Source organism: Bacillus sp. SIMBA_026 (assembly GCF_046535335.1).
Lineage (GTDB): Bacteria > Bacillota > Bacilli > Bacillales > Bacillaceae > Bacillus > Bacillus velezensis.
In genome coordinates this window covers 1-233 of record NZ_JAWRWX010000505.1, presented here as the reverse complement: position 1 = coordinate 233, position 233 = coordinate 1, and the positions used below count along the sequence as shown (strand labels likewise).

The 233-nt window shown below is 48.9% G+C and carries 1 protein-coding gene; it reads left to right on the top strand.

Going from position 1 to position 233, the window contains the following annotated elements; all coding sequences use genetic code 11:
• Positions 1 to 233: hypothetical protein (locus SB847_RS22335; RefSeq protein WP_410578956.1), on the top strand; the 233-nt coding region annotated here is incomplete at both ends.

Below are 233 nucleotides of genomic sequence, written 5' to 3'. Positions count from 1 at the left end.
ATTATCAACAAATCAATGACGATCACATGGATACGAGACTCGTCGCGCAAACCGTTTTGCGTGCTGGCATCTGGTTAATTCGAAATGGATATGGTCGACTGATGATCCTGCCGTATGTGGCGCCATCTGGAATGCACTGGCGCTGTGCGTTTCATCCGCCAGGAAAATTCAATGAAGAGATCTATCGATACACCGCCGGCAGTGAAGGAAGAGTTCTTCCTGGTGAACGGGAT